The sequence below is a fragment of the Undibacterium sp. Di27W genome (assembly GCF_049340345.1).
GTDB lineage: Bacteria > Pseudomonadota > Gammaproteobacteria > Burkholderiales > Burkholderiaceae_D > Undibacterium.
Genome location: NZ_JBMPOS010000013.1, coordinates 206916 through 223490 on the forward strand (window position 1 = coordinate 206916; position 16575 = coordinate 223490).

Below are 16575 nucleotides of genomic sequence, written 5' to 3' on the forward strand. Positions count from 1 at the left end.
TTATATTTGAATATGGGAAATTTATGTCCAGGTTATTAAACTTAATGATGGCTGTTGGGTTTTCTGCATTGAGTACTCATGTGCAAGCCTCTATTACGGTGACTGACGATTTGGGCAATCAGGTCACCTTGGCGAAGCCTGCGCAGCGGATTATCAGTTTGTCGCCGCATGTGACGGAGATGATTTATGTTGCAGGCGCAGGTGACAGGATCATAGGTACTGTCAAGTATAGTGATTATCCGGCGGCGGCAAAAAATATTCCGCATGTTGGTGATAACCGCCAATTGGATATTGAACGCATACTGGCGATGAAGCCGGATTTGCTCATAGTCTGGATGCATGGTGCTTATGAACGTCAGTTGGAAATGTTGCATAATTCTGGCATTCCTTATTTTTTCAGCGAGCCGCACAAGCTCGACAATGTGGCAGAAACTTTGCTCAAATTTGGCAGTCTGTTTGGTACAGAGAAACAGGCGCAGGTAGCGGCAGCAGAATTCAGGCAACAAGTACAGCAACTGAATAGTCAGTACCAGAATAAAAGCAAGGTCAAGGTTTTCTATCAGGTATGGGGTAAGCCACTTTACACTTTGAATGACAGCCACATCGTCAGCGATGCGATACGCACCTGCGGTGGTGAAAATATTTTCGGCAAATTAGCCACCACGGCACCCGTGGTCGGCACAGAAGCAGTCTTGCAGGAAAATCCTGAAGTCATCATCACTGGCGATAGTAAGACCCAGGCCGTCAGTGGTGTTGAACAATGGAAGACTTTCCCTAGCTTGCTGGCGACAAAAAACAATAATTTGATCTCAATAGAAGGTGACCTGGTCAACCGCTCAGGCCCGCGCATTATTGAAGGTGCCAAGCTGATATGTCAGGCACTGGAGCAAGCCAGGCAAAAGCGTGATAAAGCCTTAACACCAGCACAAGGAAAAAAATGACGACAGAGAGCCTGTATCAACGCATTGCCTGCCTGTCTACTGAAGCGGTAGAGGTCTTGTATGCCCTGGGAGCAGAAGACTATGTGGTTGGCATCTCAGGTTATACCACGAGACCAGCCCGTGCTCGTGATGAAAAGCCCAAGGTCAGTGGTTTTTCTTCTGCGCAGATAGACCGCATTCTGGCTGTGAAGCCCGACCTGGTGATTGCCTATTCAAATATGCAGTCAGAACTTTCGCGTGAACTGATCAGCGCAGGCATAGAGGTACATGCCTTCAACCAGCATGATGTGGCCGGTATTTTGCATATGATCAGGGTAGTGGCAAACCTGGTCGGCAAGCAGGAGCAGGGGGCGGTGCTGATTGCAGAACTGGAATTGCAAATTGCAACTGTCAAACAGCAAAGTGCAGGCTGGACACGCAGGCCAAAAATTTATTTCGAAGAATGGAATGAGCCGCTGATGTCCTGCATAGGCTGGGTATCAGAACTGATCCATATCGCTGGTGGTGAAGATGCTTTTGCTGACCTGGCGCAGCATCATAGTGCCAAAGAACGCATTATTGCCGACCCGGCAGAAATCATACGGCGTGCACCAGATATCATCATCGGTTCCTGGTGCGGCAAGAAGTTCCGGCCTGACAGCGTGGTTGCTCGCGAAGGCTGGGGTCATATTCCTGCAGTAAGAAATGGCAGGGTATTGGAGATAAAATCGGCAGACGTACTTTCGCCAGGTCCTTCAGCGATACAGCATGGGCTGGTGCAATTGCATATACTGATCGCTGAATGGCAGTCCGCACAAAACTCTTGAACAAGAATTTATTCCATGAAAATATCCACGTTAATGGTGCAAGGCACGACTTCTGATGCTGGCAAAAGCACGGTTGTTGCAGCACTATGCCGTTTATTGTATCGCCAGGGTGTGCGCGTCGCGCCGATGAAGCCGCAAAACATGGCACTCAATAGCGCCGTGACCATAGACGGTGGCGAGATAGGCCGCGCCCAGGCCCTGCAGGCCATGGCTGCTGGCTTGCCTGCGCACACTGACATGAACCCGGTTTTGCTGAAGCCTTCTTCGGACACTGGTGCGCAAGTCATCATCCATGGCAAGGTCAGGGCAGACATGGATGCGCGTGATTACCACCAATACAAAACTATTGCCATGGGAGCTGTGCTGGAATCCTATGAACGCCTGCAACAGCAATATGAGGCGATTATCGTTGAAGGCGCAGGTAGTCCCGCCGAAGTGAATTTGCGTGACCGCGATATTGCCAATATGGGCTTTGCTGAAGCGGTGGATTGTCCTGTCATCCTGGTCGCTGATATAGACCGTGGTGGTGTGTTTGCCCATTTCGTCGGCACTCTGGATTGCCTGTCTGAGTCAGAGCAAAAACGCATCATAGGCTTTGTCATCAACCGTTTTCGCGGTGATATCCGTCTGCTGGAACCTGGACTTGAATGGCTGGAGAAAAAGACTGGCAAACCTGTATTGGCAGTACTGCCTTACCTGCATGGCCTGCAACTCGATGCTGAAGATGCGATACAGTCCAGCCAGGGCAATGCGGGTAAATTCCGCATCATCGTGCCTGCGATACCGCGCATATCTAACCATACAGACTTCGATGCACTGCGTGCCCACCCTGATGTCGATCTGCAATTCATAGGCCCGGACAGGACAATACCGCCTGCCGACCTGATCATCCTGCCAGGCAGCAAAAACACCCGTGCCGACCTGGCGTTCCTGCAGACACAGGGCTGGCAGCCAGTGCTGGAAAAGCATTTGCGTTATGGTGGCAAAGTCATAGGCATATGCGGTGGTTATCAAATGCTGGGCCAGATCATCAGCGACCCGCACGGTGTGGAAGGGCAGGCCGGTGATTCTGATGGCTTGGGCCTGCTCGACATCACTACCGAACTGACACAAGAAAAACGTTTGCAACAAGTGACAGGTGTTTGCGCATTCAACGCCAGCACGGCACAAGTCAGCGGCTACGAGATCCATATGGGTATCACCTATGCCAGCAATGATACACAACCAGTATTCACCATCAATGGCGAAGACGAAGGCGCACGTTCACCAGACGACCTGATACTCGGCACCTACCTGCACGGCTTGTTCGACCAACCCGACGCCTGCGCTGCCTTGCTGGCCTGGGCAGGGCTGGAAAGCGAGCATAAGGTTGATCTGGCAGCTTTGCGCGAACTTAGCCTGAACCGGGTGGCAGATGCCTGCGTGCCGCTGCTGGATGCCTTGCAGCGTCTTTAATTTGCCATTGCCGATTTCTCAATCGGCAGTAATTGCGCAATCCCAAAAGCGATTTCAAACACGGTGAAGGCCAGTATGATCTGGCTGGCTCCATGAGCGACAGCATACAGCTGCCACATACTGAAAAGGATGCGTCCGGCAGCATCATAGCGGCCATATTCCATGCGCGTGTCACGCAAGCGCAAAATGGCCCAGATGGTGACAATAGACCCCAGCAAGTTTGCCATCAGTACGTGGGCAGCGGCAAATGCCGGGAATTCGCCTGCGATACCCAGGCTACTATTGAGTTGTGACAGACTTTGGTGAACCAGTGCAAAACTCCACGGTGTAGCAAAGCCTATAGTAACGATCAAGTCATACCAGGCACTGGCGCGCACGATGCGCAGATAGGTTTTCAGTCGCATATTTCTCTCCGGAATTAGGAGAGACTATCTTGAACCCTGGTGTCTACTCCAGGGTCAAGTTAAATTTTGGGTAAATGTCATGTGCTTGCCTGCAAAGACCAGACACTATCCTTTGCTTCGTCCCTGATACGCTTGCCAGTTTTGCATGCTGCATAGATAAATGCCAGCGCCATTGCAATGGCAACAAGTTCCACACCCAGGCCAGTCAGGCTGCCATTGGATGCAGATCGCAAAGCCATGAATGCAGAACTACAAGGAATAGACAGCGCAGCAATCACGCACAGCCATAGCAAGTCAACTGAAGAGCGGGCAGCTCCGCGCAGATATGCCCATGCCAGTGCACCGAGGAAAACGCTGTAGTAGACAAATAAATAGACGAAATTGATATTCTCAGCCGTGGCAGCAAATAATTTGCCAGCCACCAGGGTGAAGCATACGCCGGACACAGTGCCCAGGCATACACCGACCGTGCCGGCAGCCATCAGCCTGGTAGACAGAGTTTGCATAGGAAGTACCTGATTTGGCCGTTGTACTTTACGACGCTTTTCCAGCCACAACAAATTACCCGAATAAAACAGGAATGCACCACTGAGGCCAAAAGCAAAATACACCCAGCGCATCATGTCGCCGCCATAACTGCCGAAGTGGAGAGAAAAGAAGGGGCCGACGATGGCGCTCCAGGTACTTTCCTTGCCCGGCAACATGCTGGCATTGATGACTGAGCCTGTATAAGGATGGACGACGAGATAGCCCGCTTCTGGCCCTTGTACCAGATAACGTGGATTGACCAGAGCCACTCTGGCCATGGGGCGTGGGCTTTCCAGGCCAAAGAACTGTATCTCTGAAATTCTTGAATCACCTGCTTCGGCCTTGACCTTGCTGATGATAGCAGTTAGCGGTAGCATGTCTTTGGCTGCATAGGGTTTGGCAGCAGCAGGCGGTGGTGTGCCAAACATGGCCTGGTTTTTATAGACCACTTCTGCCAGGCTGTCGTAGAACTGATCATGAAAGGCAAAGACGATGACGGTGAGACTGATGACGATATGGTAGGGCAGGCTGGCTATGCCTATGATATTGTGGGCATCCAGCCAGAAGCGTTTGCGGTTTTTGCCAGGACGCAGCGCAAAGAAATCTTTCACCATGGTCGGCAGTAATAAAATCACACCGGATACCAGGGCCAGGAAGTACAAAATACCTGCCACGCCCATCAGATAGCCGCCCAGGTATTCGTCGCCTATTTCTCCAGGTATTCCCCCCGTCCTGTGCAACATGTCTATCATTTGCGCCAGGATGGATGGCAGCTCTTCTTTAGCTTGCAGCTTACCCTCTTGGTCCAGGTTGGCGGTCCATTGTTTGCCTGAGAAATCCAGCTCACGGCCGGGTTTGCCTGCGGTCCAGCTCATGGTTGCGGCTGTGTTTTCATGCTCGCCCAGATGCATGATGAAACCCTTGCGTGCAGCAGGGTGCTGTGCCAGCGCCTGTTGTGCCAGGCTGTCGATTTTTTGTTCACTGACCATGATTGCTACTGGTGCAGGTGGGCTGACCCAATGGTCCAGTGGCCGTTTGAACATGGTCAGGGCACCGGCAAAAAAACCGATGAACAGCAAGAGGCCTGCGCTTATTCCTACCCAGGTATGCAAGGATTGATAGATGCGCAGGATGTCACTTCTGATTTTCATTCATCGCCCAACTAAGTTTTAACAAGAAACAACAGGACATAAGCCAGTACATTGGCGAGCAGCAATCCTGTTAATGCACGCACGCCGCTACGCACCAGATAGATCAGACTGAGTATCAGCATCCATATCGGGGCGATGAGCCACATGACGAATTGCACTTTTTGTGGTGCGGCAATCCCGCCTGGGCCCAGCCAGGCAAACAAACCAGATAGCGCCAGCGCCAGGGTAAAACCCAGCACCAGGCCTGACAAAGTCTTGGTCCACCAGTCAGCCTGCAAGGTTTTTGCTGCCCTGGTTTTATTTTCCATGTGTCTTTTTCTTCTTGAGTAAGGAAAGGAAGGGTAAAAGACTCAAAACCAGCATGCTGATTACCAGCCAGGCAAAAATGGTGGTCGTTGGGCTATATACCTGCCAGCCACAAGCCAGGGCCATCATGATCATGAGACTGGCTATGGTCCGCCAAGGCTTCACGGGCAAGGCTTGCGCTAGCCAGCCCTGATGCCTGTGACTCAGATACAGCAGCGTAGAGCCAAGCACAGTCAAAAGTAAAAACAAAATAGACATGAAACTATTCCTGCTATAAAAAACATGAAACTCTTTAGAAAAAAACTGCCGGGAACAAGCGGCAGTTTTTCTTTATCTCAATCAGAAAGCCAGGGTGGCGCTGACGTAGTAATTACGCCCCAGTTCAAAGTAGGCAAAGTCTTTGCTCTTTTGTTCCAGGCTCACATTGCTGAGATTCTTGACACCGACGCGTAAGGTTAGATTATCTCGTACGCGGGCTGACAGATTCCAGTCCAGGCGGGTATAGGATGGCAGCTCAGCATTTGAATAAAACTGGCGGCCTATATAATGCGCAGTCAAGCCAGTTTGCAGCAGTGATGTCGCCTTCCAATTGACACCCAGTAAGGCGACATCGGCGGGGCGGTTATCTAGTTTGGTTTCCTTGCCACGCTCATCGATATAGTCAGCCTTCAGGTGCGTGTAATTTGCATTGATGGAGAAGGCTGGATTGATTTCCATATCGCCTTGCAATTCAATACCACTGGTCCTGGCTTTGGCGACGTTGATCCAGTTGCGCGTGTTTTTGACGCTATCGTAATTGGAAACGATCATGGAATCCACGTCGTTCTTAAACACCACGGCGCTCATATTCCAGCCTTTTTGATGTGCTTCAAAACCGGCTTCAAAGTTAGTGCTGGTTTCCGGTTTTAAGTTGGGGTTGCCAGATAAGTAACAGGCACCAGCACAACTGATGACACTGTACTCCGGGCTCAATTGATAAGCGTCCGGTGCCTTGAATGCCTTGCTGATGCCACCTTTGACAGTAACAACATTGTTGACTTGGTAAGACAGATAAGTCTTGGGTGAAAAATGATTACCAAAGGTATTGCTATCATCCACGCGGCCTGCCAATGTCAGATGCAAGTCCTTGCTCAGACTGATTTCATCTTCCAGAAATATGGCAGAACTGCGCGTAGAGACTTTCCCGGTTTTCAGATAAGTGAGTGGATCTTTGATGACCTGGCGACGCAAGTCTATACCGGCAGTCAGGCTATTAATGCCTAATTCTGTATTCGCATACACTTTTGCGTATGTGTTATTTTCCTTTAGCAAGCGCTGCTGCGGCTTGTTGTAGCGACTATTGAAATCATCGATAGCCGTATCTTCCTGGCTCAGGAAGGCTGTCGTTGTACACCAGTCCCAGGATGCTTTGTGGGTGACGCCATAGGTATAGCGATTTATTTCTTGCTCACGATAATCCTTGGCCTCGAATTTATATTCAGGATAGTAGGCGTAATAGTACAGTGCGTAGGGGCGCTTATCCTTGTTGTAGCCAAAGTCGAAGTCCAGAGACTGCGCATCAGATAGTTTCCAGGTCGTTGTCGTTACCAGGTTTTGCGATTGTTTTTTCTCCAGACGGGCAGGGCGGGTGGGGTCAAATGCAGATGTGCTGAACCATGGTTGCCTGTCATACACTTCGCCAGAGATGGCCAGGCTAAGCTGATCATTGATAACGCCACTGGTAGCGGCACCTATACGGTATTGGTCACCCTGGTCACCGGTGGCAACCTTGCGATATTCTGTGTTGAATGTGCCGGTCCACTCTTTGCCGGGGGTCTTGGTGATGATATTGATGACACCGCCAATCGCATCTGAGCCATACAGTGCTGCCATGGGGCCGCGCACGATCTCTACTCGCTTGATACTGTTCAAAGGGATGGAGCTGAAGTCGAAATCGCTACCGCGCCACAAAGCGCCGCCAGAGGAAATGCGCTTGCCATTGACCAGTATCAAGGTATATTTGCCAGCCAGACCGCGTATCTGGATTTCATCCCGGCCTGTACCATCGGTCTGATTATTCACGCCTACGGTATCACGCAATAAATCGGCCAGGCTATTGACTGGTGATTTGACAATGTCTTCCGCAGTAACTACGGTAGTGAACGCTGGTGCAGATGCAATACTGTGATTGCGCAAGGTCGCTGTGACCACTACTTGTTGCCCATCAACTGCTTCTTGTGGTCCAGCATAGACAGTTGGCCCTACTGCCAGATTGGCCAAGATGGCGGCGATTAACTTCCTTTTGAAACGCATGCTTCCCCCTGTGGTTTAAGGGCAACATGTTAATGTAAATAAACGTTGAATACAAATGATTCTCATTTGTATTATTGAATATGCTTATTACCTTGGCTGATGAAATACATGAAGCCTAGTTTTAATCTACAAGGATGACAAAGCTTATAAACCTTACAAGCCTCGTTTGCGCCTGTCTTAGGAAAAATTCTTGCAATTAGTTTCCTTGGAAACTAAAATACCTGCATCACATTTTTATGAAAATATGATCATGCGGGATGTAGAAAAATCAAAAAGCTCATCGGGCGGAAAATCTGTCAGCACCCTGGATTCTCACCTTGGATTTTGGCTGCGCTATGTGTCTAACTATGTGTCCGGGCGCTTTGAAAAAAGTGTGGAAGGGGCAGGGGTCAGTATTTCAGAATGGGTCGCTTTACGCACGCTGTACAGCAAAACAGAATCGACGCCAGCGGATTTGATGCAGGAACTGGGCATGACCAAGGGGGCTATCTCAAAAATTCTTGGTAGTCTGGAAAAGAAGGAATTGCTCAAGCGTGAAACCTCCCTTATCGACAGGCGCGCCCAGCACATTTCGCTGACCAGAAAGGGCAAAAATCTGGTGCCTGAACTGGCAGCTCTGGCTGATGAAAATGATGAACTATTTTTTGGTCATATGTCGCCACAGCAGCGCATGGACTTGATGTCAGGCATGCAGAAAATCATAGACTTGCATGGTATGAGAAAAATACCCGTTGAATAATCTTGAAATGAAAAGGAGCAGGTGATGAATGAAGCAATACAGTTAATAGATGCAGTAGCCAGGAACTCTTATGCAGGCCAGATGACTTTTGGCGAAGTTGTCGGCAAGCTCATCGGTGCAGGCGTGGAGTCTTATTTTGCCGATTACCGCTCGGGACGCACAACGTATTACTTGCAGGATGGCAGTGTTCATGCAGTTGATTTTGGGAGAAAAGAGTACCCCATTCCTGCTGCATTCGATGCAATTGCTTTACTCGCTGCAATCCGGGGAGCGCAACGCGATGCAGTGCGCTATCCAGAATTTATCCAGCTATCCATGGCTGCTGGCTGTGTAGGCTATATTGTCTGGATAGCAGGTCGCCATGTCAGTTATTTTGGGCATGCTGGTGAGGTGCATGTAGAGCATTTTCCATCGGCAAATTAAAAACAGGCCTCAACATCGCTTATTCCAGGCCGACATGAAAATGTTCTGTCGCCCATGATCGCCATTCTTCGGGAGCATGGGTACTGTCCAAGAGTTTTTTCACATATTCGGCGTCATCAAATGCTGACATACCCCAAAGCCGGAATGCATCGACATAACCCATGTCGTCATCGAAAGTATCGGCAAAATCACTTAAGCTCAGACCAAGTTGCCAGGGAGGTGTCAACTGGTTTGCGGCCAGCATTTGCGCCAATGTCAGCAGCCCTTGCTTAAGGTCGGGGGCGATAATACGCGCATCCTGCAAGGCAGATGTGCAGGCAGCCCATACTGTTGGCACCTCTGGCAGTTGCCAGTCCGGGTCTTGCCTGAGTTCGGCAAGCTGACGTGACCAAAACCACAGATAACGCGTCCAATTGCGCGCCACTTCTTCCGGGGTTTCGTTAAGCTCCCACGGCCAGGCTACGCGGTCCTGCTGCGCCAGCCAGGTAGGATAGGCAATGTCTGAGGCGATCAGGCCCAGCTCCTGAAGTCCTTTGAGATATGCCTGATCCCTATCATCTTCCGCATGTTCTGCTTTGTACATAGGATGCAAGGTATCCTGAACAAAGTCAGCCCAACTGTAAGGCGCTGCCGGGTGGCGTTTCAGGTACGCCAGCCGCAGCTCGAATTCATCGGGCATTTGTCGTATAAAGCTCTTCCATTTTTTTAGCCAGGTTTCTCCAGCACCCATGCGCCAGCCTATGGTGTAGCGATCATAGTCTGGAAATTTTTCCCAGGGTGGTGCGATATCGCCATGGACATCGAGATCTGCTAAGTAAGTGACTTGATTATTTTGCATTGTATATTTGGTGGGCTCATTTTTTCGCCAATTTTTCAGTCGTTAAAAAGTGTCGTTAAACTGTGCTTTTAAATGGCATTGCTGTCTAATTTGCATTTATACAGGGTTTTTGCACGCATTTCAGTATCTACCAAAGTATAGCTAGTCATGAACTTGCCAGCGTGGCCAATGACAGGCAATACCAGACAGAGCGCAAGGCAACAGAGCTGGATCAATTGATCAAGACGCAGGTATTTTTTGCCACTCATCCGGGCAAGGCTGCAGGGGGTGTTCGTGAAAAAGTCGAAGCCAAGCGTCTGCATTTACCGGCGGAACTTGATGCCCTGGAAAAAGAGCTGGATGAACTGGAAGCAGAACAAGAACTGGTTGACAAGGCCAGTGTCAAGATCATTAAAAAAATCCATGAAGGCGTAGAGATGCAAATAGGTAAGCAGAAATGGCAGATCAAGGAAGATTCCGGGCCTGGCAATTATCTATTACATGATGGGCATATCACCATCATATAAGGGCTGAAGTCTGCTGTGCTGCTATTCCGCTGCCTTCTCAGGCTTCCAATCCTGCGCCAATGACTGGGCCTCTGCGACTTCTTCCTTGCTCATTTTGGCGGCGACATATTTCCTGAATACTGCGCTGTCTTCATAATCGCCCGCCAGGCTCAGCCATTTATAAGCTTCAACCAGGTTCTCTGTGACGCCGCGACCTTTTAGATAAAGCAGGCCTAGTTGATACTGGGCGCTGGCATTGCTTTGATTCGCAGCTTGCTGGAATAAAGTCCTGGCCTTGTTATAATCGCGCCCCACGCCTGTGCCTGTGACATATAAAATGCCAAGGCTGTATTGCGCATCAGCATAACCCTGGTCGGCAGCTTTTTTGAACCATGTAGCAGCGACGCCATGATTCGAGAGCATGCCTTTGCCTTTTGCATACATACGCCCTATATTCACTTGCGCTCTGACATTGTCTTTGCTGGCAGATTGCTCAAACCAGCGGAGTGCCTGCTTATAGTCTTGTGGCACACCTTCTCCATTTAAAAACATCAAGCCCAGATTGAACTGCGCATCGGCATTGCCCTTGGCTGCTGCTGCCTTGAAGGATTCAAGTGCAGAATCAAAGTCGCCTTGTTCGTAATAACTGACGCCATCGCTGAAGTCATCAGCGCAAGCAGTGCCCATAGCCAGCGCGCAGCTCATTAAAAAGATGGCAGGATTAAGTTTGCGCATGATGTGTCCTTGGGAAGGATGTGGGTTTTACTTTCTAATTTGCTGGCTTGGGAATCCAGTCATTATTGCTTTGTTTTATTTGCATCTTCCCTTTCTTAAAGGGAATCTGGATATCAATATTGCCTTGCATCTGCTCCCTGAAACATAAGCCCTCTTTAGCAGGTTCAGTATAACGCGTACTGAATTCAGCGTCGGCATAAAGAGTGACATGCATGGAAGTGTTCATTTTAACCATGCAAGCTGTTTCAGGATTGACCCATATCTTGATACTGATTTGCTTGCCAGCGCCGTCATCCTTAAGCAGAAAGACACCAAGGTTTTTCCCGTCGAGGACCTCGTTCTCAAGGCGCTTGATCTTGACGTCTTCTTCAAAGAGGCTGGACTTGAGTTCATCCAGCCCGGTAAGCATTTTGCTGATCGCATCCGCAGATTTTTTTTGCTCGGGCAAGGTTTGCCAGTTGCTGTCCGTGTTGATGCTTGCATATTTGGCTTCCTGCTTTTCCCAGCCACTTAAGCTGGATTTGATATAGCTAGTCTTGTTGCCCTGGTCTTTGCGTTCTGCATCAAGTTGGGTTCTTATCTCTTTGGGAGCCCATAGATTGCTTGCCTTGTATTGCGCCAGGACTTTGTTCCAGAGTGGGTCGGTTTCCGTAGCGGCGCTTGCATTTGACAAGATGGCGAGGCTTAATAAGAGCAGGAATTTTTTCATCAATGCCATCATGTTTATTTGAGTTTGTCAGATAGTCCAGATAGGGCAGCTTCCAGGCTTTCAGCAAATTGGTGCACATGATAGGCATCAACCAGCCCATGATGGACAAAAATCGCGACAGGTAGCATCAGGCGCTGATCTTGTTTGAAAAATTTGCCAACGGATATCTTGGGCACGCTGTCCTTGCGATCATACTGCCGTGCATGGGTTAGTCCGGTGAAGCTGATCCAGGGTATGGCAGAGAAGTGTATGACATCTTCACGTGCGCATTCATCGTTAAAGCAAAGGCCGCTGCTGTTCTTGATTTTATCCATGGCGATGTTTGCCCCGGCAGCGAAAGCGGCAAAATCTTTTTCATAATAAATAGGGCAAAAGCCAAAGGTATGGTCGGCACGTTGCACGGTCGCATTTGCGTGTATCACTTCATAATCAAACACTTTGCCATCTTCTATGCGGTAGCGCATGGCATCGGTGCGCATCATGGCACTTAATATCTGATGCAGATAAAACAGGAAGAAGGAATGCTGTTCTTCTTTGCAATGCTGGTAAGCCCAGGTGCAATCCACATTCAGGTTCAGGCCATGGAAGGGTTCATCCATTTGGGAAAAGAAGGCGTAATGTTCGCGTCGGTTCCAGTTTGCTATGTCTAACTGCTTTTTCATATCCAGGTCATTCAAAATAAAAAAGGGGCAGAAAATTCTGCCCCCTCATCATAACCTGTCAGATGGTGTTGATTCAACGCATTGCGGCAATCATCTTTTCCAGTTTGACAGTATCGGCACAGAAGGCTCGTATGCCTTCTGACAGTTTTTCTGTCGCCATTGCATCTTCATTGAGATCAAGGCGGAAAGTCTTTTCATCCATGCTGACTTTTTCCAGATCAGACGAAGCGGCCAGCTCCTTGCTCAGTTTTTGCGTGACATTGCTATTGCTATCACTGAGTTTTTGCAAAAGATCAGGGCTGATGGTCAGCAGGTCGCAACCTGCCAGTTCCAGGATTTGTGAAGTATTGCGGAAGCTGGCACCCATGACTTCTGTGTTGTAGCCAAACTTGCGGTAGTAAGTGTAGATTTTTTTTACGGACAAAACACCCGGATCATCTGCACCAAAAATTTCCTGACCTGTCTTGTTTTTATACCAGTCATAGATGCGGCCTACAAAAGGCGAAATCAGTTGCGCGCCTGCTTCAGCACAGGCAATTGCTTGTGCCAGGCAAAAAAGCAGGGTCATATTGCAGCGTATGCCTTCTTTTTCCAGTACTTCTGCAGCGCGTATGCCTTCCCAGGTTGAGGCTATTTTGATCAGGATGCGCTCACGCGGTATGCCTGCGGCTTCATACATGGCGATCAATTGACGACCTTTGGCAATAGTGCCAGCTGTGTCGAAAGACAGGCGGGCATCGGTTTCTGTAGAAACACGGCCAGGGATGACTTTTAGAATTTCCAGGCCAAAAGCAATCAACAGGTGATCGATGGTTTCATCGATGGACTTGCCCGCTGTGTCTTTGACGGCTTTTTCCAGCAAGGGCAGGTATTCCGGCTTTTGCACTGCTTTCAGGATCAGGGATGGATTAGTCGTCGCATCGCGCGGGGCGTAAGCCTGGATAGCCTGGAAATCGCCAGTGTCAGCGACCACAGTAGTGTATTGCTTGAGTTGTTCTAATTGGTTCATGGTATTTGCAAAAGTGGGGGCAAAATCAAAAAATCAGGGCAGGACAGTAATTAAAGGCTCACCTGTAACAATATCACCAATCACAGCAGCTTCCAAGAAGCCGCCTTGGCGGAAAATCGCTAAAACATCGTCTACTGCTGCCGGATCGCAAGCGACCAGCAGGCCGCCGGATGTTTGCGGGTCCGTCAACAAGGCTTGCTGGGCAGGGCTGATCTGCGCGTCGAGCTTGACTGATTGACCATAGGCATCCCAGTTACGGGCAGAGGCGCCAGTGATATAACCATCTGTTGCCAGTTGTTCTACATGCGCCAGCAAGGGCACCGCCGACATATCCAGGCGTGCTGCCAGCCTGGAGCCGCGGCAGACTTCCAGCAAGTGACCGAGCAGGCCAAAGCCTGTGACATCGGTCATGGCATGTACGCCTTCAAGGGCAGAAAGTGTCTGCCCGGGTTTGTTCAGTTTGGTGGTGCTGGAAATCATGGTGGCATAGCCGGCTTCGTCCAGCACTTGCTTTTTGAGTGCGGCGGACAAGATGCCTACACCCAGCGGTTTACTGAGTATCAGCTTGTCGCCCGCTTTGGCATCAGCATTGCGTTTGACTTTGGATGGGTGGATCAAGCCCATGACAACCAGGCCATAGATGGGCTCGATAGAATCGATGGTGTGGCCACCGGCGATCGGTATACCTGCTTCGGCGCAAATGCTTTCACCGCCCTGAAGTATCTTGCCTATGACATCCAGCGGCAACTGATTGATGGGCATGCCGACCAGGGCCAGCGCCATGATGGGGGTGCCACCCATGGCGTAGATATCTGAAATGGCATTGGTGGCAGCAATACGACCAAAATCAAAAGGGTCGTCGACGATGGGCATGAAAAAATCCGTCGTGGCGATCAGCGCCTGCTCGTCATTGAGTTTGTAGACTGCGGCATCGTCTGCTGTTTCTATACCGACCATGAGGGCAGGTGGGACAGGAAAGCCGGAGGATTTCTTTAATATTTCAGCAAGTACGCCAGGCGCAATCTTGCAGCCACAGCCGCCACCATGCGAGAAAGAGGTAAGTCGGACTGGAGCGTCAGTTTCTTTACTCATGAGGCTTATACTTTTGTGTTGGTCAGAAGCTGAGGATTATACGACGGACCGGTGAGTATAAAAAAAGCGACCACCAAAGTGATCGCTTTTTCATGATATTGCTTATGCAGCAATGTCTATGTTGCTTGCTCTACTGAGGAAAGCTATTGGCAAATCAGTAGTCGCCAAATGTACGACGTGCGCCGCTGTCATTCGAACGATTGCCTTTGTAGCCGCCGCCTTCTTTGCGTGGGCCAGCGCTAGTGCCAGTCGATGCGCCAGCTGGTTTGCTGAAGCTGCGTTGACCTGGCTTGTTATTGCCGTAACCGCCGCCACCACCTGCGCCAGCGCCGGTTTTACGGGCATCGCCTGGTTTCCAGCCGTTAGGCTTGCGGGCTGCAGAGCGGGCTGGTGCTGCAGATTTCTTAGGTTCAAAACCTTCGATGACATCGACAGGGATCAATTGCTTGGTGAAGCGTTCGATACGTTTGACGTGCATGCCTTCAGCATGGTTTACCAGGGAAATCGCCAGACCTTTGCGACCAGCACGGCCAGTACGGCCAATGCGATGGACATAATCTTCCGGGAATTTAGGCAAATCGTAGTTGAATACGTGCGTAATTGCAGGAACGTCGATACCACGGGCAGCAACGTCAGTCGCTACCAGTACACGTACCTGGCCACGGCGCAATGCGTCCAGAGTGCGGTTACGTGCACCTTGATGCATGTCGCCATGCAGGGCAGCAGCAGCAAAACCAGCGATGTTCAGGCGGTCAGCGATGGTGTCTGCATCACGTTTTGTGGCTGTAAATACAACAGCCTGGTCAACAGTAGTGTCGCGCAGCAGGTGATCAAGCATGCGGTTTTTGTGGGACAGGTCATCCACAAAGTGTACGCGCTGCTGGATGTTTTCATGCTTGCTGGCAGAACCGGCGATCTGGATGACCAGAGGCTCAGTCGTGATGCGTTTAGCCATGTTACCGACTACGCCGTCCAGTGTTGCAGAGAACAGCATGGTTTGACGTGTAGGAGGTGTGGCTGCAACAATTTTTTCGATATCGTCGATGAAACCCATGTCCAGCATGCGGTCAGCTTCGTCCAGAACCAGCATTTGCAGTTCAGAGAAGTCGATCTTGCCAGATTCCATATGGTCAATCAGGCGGCCAGGTGTTGCCACCAGGATTTCTGGATTGCGGGACAACAATTGCATCTGTTTAGGATAAGGCATCCCACCCAGGATGGACACAGCCTTGATACGGCGTGAATAAGCGCTGTATTTGTCAGTTGCAGTAGTAACTTGCAAAGCCAGTTCGCGGGTTGGAGTCAACACCAGCATTTTTGGTTTTGCAGCAACGAAACGTGGTTTGTCGCCACGTGAACGGGCAGCCTGACGTTCTTGATTAGGGGTTTTGCTGCTGGCAGCGTCGTAGCTGACAACTTCAGCAGTAACCAGTTTGTGCAAAGCAGGCAGCATGAAAGCGGCAGTTTTGCCGGAGCCGGTCTGGGATGAGACCATCAGGTCACGACCTTCAATCGCGGCAGGGATTGCCTGTTCTTGTACTGAAGTTGGCTTGGTATAGCCAGAGTCAGTCAGAGCGCGGATGATGTTGACGTGTAGACCTAGTGCTTCAAAACTCATGAATTTCTTTCGTGATTGGGACGTTTGCAAAATGCGGCAGCAATGCCAAGCTCACCGGCGATAAGGCCGGTTTGCAGCATGTTTTGCCGGAACGTTTGCTTCTGTCCCAGTATAAATTAGCGCGTTGCTAACGAACGCGCGCAACAATGCAGCGCCAACCAAACGAAATGAACACAGAAAATCCAACAAGGGACGACAATGAAATTTCGGCACAAAAGCTTTGCGCCGGGATGATGTCTATGGATTACTACCAGACATGCGAGGCGGGAGGGCTTTTACATGCACCATCCTGAGGATGTGCACAGGCTTGCGATGCTACTTGGTTTTGGCTGTAATTTTTATATTGCAGCGCAAAAAACGAAACTATACAGGATTTTTCAGG

At 50.0% G+C, this 16575-nt stretch carries 18 protein-coding genes; 6 read left to right on the forward strand and 12 right to left on the reverse strand.

All coding sequences use genetic code 11. From position 1 onward, the window contains the following. The first annotated feature begins 23 nt into the window (after positions 1 to 23). Genes ACO0LF_RS24025 through ACO0LF_RS24035 form a run of 3 tightly spaced genes read left to right on the forward strand, consistent with a single transcriptional unit; the run spans position 24 to position 3202 of the window. The gene (locus ACO0LF_RS24025) at positions 24 to 941 is read left to right on the forward strand and encodes a cobalamin-binding protein (RefSeq protein WP_423018610.1); all 918 of its coding nucleotides are present in this window, start codon (positions 24 to 26) and stop codon (positions 939 to 941) included. After that, complete coding sequence (locus ACO0LF_RS24030) at positions 938 to 1747, forward strand: cobalamin-binding protein (RefSeq protein WP_423018612.1); 810 nt, start codon at positions 938 to 940, stop codon at positions 1745 to 1747. Before ACO0LF_RS24025 ends, ACO0LF_RS24030 begins: the two co-directional genes overlap by 4 nt. A 15-nt stretch (positions 1748 to 1762) precedes the next feature. Beyond that, entirely contained in the window at positions 1763 to 3202 is a 1440-nt protein-coding gene (locus ACO0LF_RS24035) for a cobyric acid synthase (protein WP_423018614.1), read from the forward strand. Here ACO0LF_RS24035 and ACO0LF_RS24040 read toward each other — a convergent pair. The 5 genes from ACO0LF_RS24040 to ACO0LF_RS24060 all read right to left on the reverse strand — a co-directional run bounded on the left by ACO0LF_RS24040 (position 3199) and on the right by ACO0LF_RS24060 (position 7883). Further along, positions 3199 to 3606: a hypothetical protein gene (locus tag ACO0LF_RS24040; protein ID WP_423018616.1), complete on the reverse strand. Its 408-nt coding sequence runs from the start codon at positions 3604 to 3606 to the stop codon at positions 3199 to 3201. The two genes, ACO0LF_RS24035 and ACO0LF_RS24040, sit on opposite strands and share 4 nt — an antisense overlap. A 77-nt stretch (positions 3607 to 3683) precedes the next feature. Beyond that, complete coding sequence (locus ACO0LF_RS24045; protein ID WP_423018618.1) at positions 3684 to 5285, reverse strand: PepSY-associated TM helix domain-containing protein; 1602 nt, start codon at positions 5283 to 5285, stop codon at positions 3684 to 3686. Positions 5286 to 5296: 11 nt separating this feature from the next. Then, on the reverse strand, positions 5297 to 5593 hold the full coding sequence (locus tag ACO0LF_RS24050) for a hypothetical protein (RefSeq protein WP_423018620.1): 297 nt from the start codon (positions 5591 to 5593) through the stop codon (positions 5297 to 5299). Next, entirely contained in the window at positions 5583 to 5849 is a 267-nt protein-coding gene (locus tag ACO0LF_RS24055) for a hypothetical protein (protein WP_423018622.1), read from the reverse strand. The genes ACO0LF_RS24050 and ACO0LF_RS24055 overlap by 11 nt, the downstream gene beginning before the upstream one ends. A gap of 81 nt (positions 5850 to 5930) precedes the next feature. Continuing rightward, complete coding sequence (locus ACO0LF_RS24060) at positions 5931 to 7883, reverse strand: TonB-dependent receptor domain-containing protein (RefSeq protein WP_423018624.1); 1953 nt, start codon at positions 7881 to 7883, stop codon at positions 5931 to 5933. Between the two features lie 190 nt (positions 7884 to 8073). Between ACO0LF_RS24060 and ACO0LF_RS24065 the strand changes: the two genes are divergently transcribed. Together ACO0LF_RS24065 and ACO0LF_RS24070 are read left to right on the forward strand one after the other, a co-directional pair. Further along, on the forward strand, positions 8074 to 8622 hold the full coding sequence (locus ACO0LF_RS24065) for a MarR family winged helix-turn-helix transcriptional regulator (RefSeq protein WP_423018626.1): 549 nt from the start codon (positions 8074 to 8076) through the stop codon (positions 8620 to 8622). Positions 8623 to 8646: 24 nt separating this feature from the next. Beyond that, a complete protein-coding gene (locus ACO0LF_RS24070) occupies positions 8647 to 9045 on the forward strand; it encodes a DUF1398 family protein (protein WP_423018628.1) in 399 nt (132 codons plus the stop codon). A 19-nt stretch (positions 9046 to 9064) separates the two neighbouring features. On the opposite strand, the gene ACO0LF_RS24075 is transcribed toward ACO0LF_RS24070, so the two are convergent. Further along, positions 9065 to 9883, reverse strand: coding sequence for a hypothetical protein (locus ACO0LF_RS24075; RefSeq protein ID WP_423018630.1), 819 nt, complete (start codon positions 9881 to 9883; stop codon positions 9065 to 9067). A 137-nt stretch (positions 9884 to 10020) separates the two neighbouring features. Here ACO0LF_RS24075 and ACO0LF_RS24080 point away from each other — a divergent pair, with 137 nt between their 5' ends. Further along, a complete protein-coding gene (locus ACO0LF_RS24080; protein ID WP_423018680.1) occupies positions 10021 to 10389 on the forward strand; it encodes a FapA family protein in 369 nt (122 codons plus the stop codon). 21 nt (positions 10390 to 10410) lie between these two features. Here ACO0LF_RS24080 and ACO0LF_RS24085 read toward each other — a convergent pair whose 3' ends face one another. The 6 genes from ACO0LF_RS24085 to ACO0LF_RS24110 all read right to left on the reverse strand — a co-directional run bounded on the left by ACO0LF_RS24085 (position 10411) and on the right by ACO0LF_RS24110 (position 16193). After that, a complete protein-coding gene (locus ACO0LF_RS24085; protein WP_423018632.1) occupies positions 10411 to 11103 on the reverse strand; it encodes a tetratricopeptide repeat protein in 693 nt (230 codons plus the stop codon). A gap of 34 nt (positions 11104 to 11137) precedes the next feature. Beyond that, positions 11138 to 11812, reverse strand: a complete 675-nt coding sequence (locus ACO0LF_RS24090) for a hypothetical protein (protein ID WP_423018634.1) — start codon at positions 11810 to 11812, stop codon at positions 11138 to 11140. A gap of 14 nt (positions 11813 to 11826) precedes the next feature. Further along, a complete protein-coding gene (locus ACO0LF_RS24095; protein ID WP_423018636.1) occupies positions 11827 to 12474 on the reverse strand; it encodes a CatA-like O-acetyltransferase in 648 nt (215 codons plus the stop codon). A 73-nt stretch (positions 12475 to 12547) separates the two neighbouring features. After that, entirely contained in the window at positions 12548 to 13483 is a 936-nt protein-coding gene (gene tal / locus ACO0LF_RS24100) for a transaldolase (protein WP_423018638.1), read from the reverse strand. A 33-nt stretch (positions 13484 to 13516) separates the two neighbouring features. Continuing rightward, entirely contained in the window at positions 13517 to 14575 is a 1059-nt protein-coding gene (selD, locus tag ACO0LF_RS24105; protein WP_423018640.1) for a selenide, water dikinase SelD, read from the reverse strand. A 154-nt stretch (positions 14576 to 14729) separates the two neighbouring features. After that, entirely contained in the window at positions 14730 to 16193 is a 1464-nt protein-coding gene (locus ACO0LF_RS24110) for a DEAD/DEAH box helicase (RefSeq protein ID WP_422951117.1), read from the reverse strand. Positions 16194 to 16575 lie beyond the last annotated feature (382 nt).